We start from the raw sequence: 3,060 nt of genomic DNA, 5'->3' as shown, positions 1-3,060 counted from the left end.
TTTCCGCGGAAAGTAAGTTTGAAATGGTAGGATAGGAAAGAAATGGATGGAGAGATAAAACTTTGTATGTGGTTTTGAAGGTACATAAAAAGAGATAGCTGCAGACTTTGGAAACAAGGTTTGCAGTTTTTTTGTGCAAAAAAATAGTAATAATAAATGAATTTTGTTTCCTTTGGCACTGAGATGAAGTGGTGTATTATCACTCTAATATATTGAACTGTTTTATTGATTATCGTAATAATATAGAAAAATGTATTTAAATTAATGATTAGACTTTTGGAATAGGAAATGTTACCAGCATCATGAAGCAATTATATGGGGAATCCCAAAAGAAAATGGAGGAAAAATATGAAAAAACGTATTGTAAGTGTGTTATTATGTCTTACCATGTCAGTAGCCATGCTTGCCGGATGTGGTGGAAAAAGCAGCACAGAAGAAACTCAGAAAAAACAGGAAACAACAGAAAATTCAGAATCTGGGGTAGCTGGCGTTGATGGCGTTTTCACGTATGCAATCGGTGGAGATACCGGTAATACTCTGAATCCGTTAACAGCGGATGACAGATTTGGTCTGATGACTTGTCATTTGTTATATTCACCGGCGTATTATATCAACGCTGACGGATCTGTAAATTATATACTGGCTGAAAGCATGGAAGCTTCTGAAGATGGACTTGTATACACAATGAAATTGAAGGAAGGTCTGAAATGGAGTGATGGCGAAGCGTTGACAGCAGATGATATTGTATATACATATGACAGTATCAACGCGCAGGGTCAAAATCTTTATGTCGATAACCAGCCGATTAAAGTGGAAAAGGTAGATGACACAACTGTTACATTTACATTGCCGTCAGTTTGTGCAAGTGCATTTGAACTTTTATCATCAGAAGTAAGTATTCTGCCAAAACATATTTTTGAAGGAAGAGGATCTTTCGATATCAATATGCTTGAAGAAGTTGTGGGTTCAGGACCTTATAAACTGGAAGAATATGTAACAGGTCAGTACTTGAAATTTACGAAAAATCCAAATTATGGATGTGGAGAGGCAAATATTGATACAATTGTCTTTAAAATAATTGAAAAAGATGATACGGCTACTCTGGCACTTCAGAATGGAGAAGTGGATGCATGGATTGGAACACCGGATATGTTAGATCCATATAATGACAATCCGGCATTTAATATCACAAATTATAGCGAAGGTCGTGTTGCGTACTTGAGATTAAATCCAAATACAGAGGCAATGAGCAATAAAGAATATCGTGAAGGTATTTTATATGCTCTGAATCGTGATGAGATTATGACAGCAGCATATACAGATCCTTCATTCTATAATCTTGGATATTCTTTCTTGCCGTACACAAGCGCTTACTATACAGATGATGTTGAAAAATGGGATCAGGATGTAGAAAAAGCAAAAGAATTAACAGCGAACGGATCGAAGGCAATTAAAATCTGTTATGTTGAAGAAGATAGTGTTCAGACTAACATGGCTCTTGCAATTCAGGCAGAATTAAAAGCAATTGGAATTACTGCTGAATTGACAGGTGTAAACTGGGCGGGCTATATGAGTACAGCTTATGATCCAGAGGATAAAGAACATGATATCTTCCTTGGTGGTTATGTAATGGGTGTTGATCCGGATATGTATTCTTCATTATTCATGACTACAAAGGATAATATGATTATGTACAACAGTGAAAAAGTGGATCAGTTATTTGTTGCAGGTAACGCTACTTTGGATGAAGCCGAACGTAAAGAGATTTATAATGAACTTCAAAGAGCAATTTCAGAAGAGGCAATTTTCTATCCATTTGGAACAAACTTAAGAACACTTGTGACAAATGCACGTGTTGGTGGTTTGGAAGAAGCTAAATTTGCACCGATTTACACATTTGGTGATTACTCTAAGTTAACACTGAAATAACATGATTATGTTAGAGCAGAGGGAGGTGGAGACACCTCCCTTTAATTCATGTGAGAGAAAGGAGTCATTAAATGTTAAAATATATCGTAAAACGTATTTTGCAGGCCGTTCCGCTTTTGATACTGGTAACTATGATTTGTTTTACATTGATCAATCTGGCGCCATATGATGCAGTCGATGCTTTAAGAACTGACAGCATGACTGAAGAAGAGCTTGAGGCAAAAAGAGAAGTATATGGACTTAACGATCCAATACCGGTTCAGTACGTGAAGTGGCTTGGAAAGATTGTGCAGGGGGAATTTGGAAATTCTCTTTTATCACATACAAGCATTAAATATGATCTCAAGATTCGTATACCAGGTACGATCAAATTAGTCCTTCCGTCCTATTTAACTGCATATTTTCTTGCCATTGTATTAGGATTGATAGCGGGAAGCAATAAAGGAAGATGGCCGGATAAGATTATTGACGGTTTTTGCTCGATTAGAATAGCGACACCTACATTCTGGATCGCGATGATCATGATGTATTTCCTTGGATATAAATTTAAAATCTTTCCATTAATGGGAATGCATACCATTGGGCTGGAAAACAGTATGATTGATTATCTTCAGCATTTTGCAATGCCTTATATGGTATTAACAATTGGATTTTTACCTGATTTGACACGTTATGTGAGAGGATCAACTATTTCTCAGCTTAAAGAAGATTATGTTATTGTACAGCAGTCGTTTGGAGCGAAGAAATCAGAAATTCTGTTTAAACATGTAAGCAAAAATGTATTGATTCCGTTGATTACGAAGCTGGGTATGGCGTTACCGATGCTTGTAACCGGAGCTGTTATTACAGAGACTATCTTTTCGTGGCCGGGAATAGGTTCTTATTTTGTAAAAGCAATTTCAGCTATGGATTATCCGATTATTATGGCAGTTCTTGTCCTTTCCGGTACATTAGTTATTTTGGGAAATTTACTTTCAGATGTTCTCTACTGTATAACAGACCCGCGGATTAAATCTATGCGGTAGTGTCAAGTAATCTATGAAAAACTGGGCCGAAAAAAACAGGCTCAAACGAACCTTGAAAATTGCAAATATATAAGACGGAAGGCCCTCCGGGGGCTCAGGGCGCTGC

At 36.9% G+C, this 3,060-nt stretch carries 2 protein-coding genes; both read left to right on the top strand.

Annotated elements, in window-relative coordinates:
- Positions 1-348 precede the first annotated feature (348 nt).
- Positions 349-1,929, top strand: coding sequence for an ABC transporter substrate-binding protein (locus ACTNBF_RS16320; protein ID WP_441089693.1), 1,581 nt, complete (start codon positions 349-351; stop codon positions 1,927-1,929).
- A gap of 71 nt (positions 1,930-2,000) precedes the next feature.
- Entirely contained in the window at positions 2,001-2,954 is a 954-nt protein-coding gene (locus ACTNBF_RS16315; RefSeq protein ID WP_441089692.1) for an ABC transporter permease, read from the top strand.
- Positions 2,955-3,060 lie beyond the last annotated feature (106 nt).

It is taken from the genome of Bariatricus sp. HCP28S3_A4 (genome assembly GCF_052066395.1).
GTDB lineage: Bacteria > Bacillota > Clostridia > Lachnospirales > Lachnospiraceae > Allocoprococcus.
Note: the sequence above shows the minus strand (reverse complement) of the source record. Positions and strands in the feature narration are given on the sequence as shown.

Excerpts from the sequence above, each read along its gene's own strand:
- ACTNBF_RS16320 (WP_441089693.1), top strand. The coding sequence starts at position 349 with ATGAAAAAACGTATTGTAAGTGTGTTATTATGTCTTACCATGTCAGTA.
- ACTNBF_RS16315 (WP_441089692.1), top strand. The coding sequence starts at position 2,001 with ATGTTAAAATATATCGTAAAACGTATTTTGCAGGCCGTTCCGCTTTTG.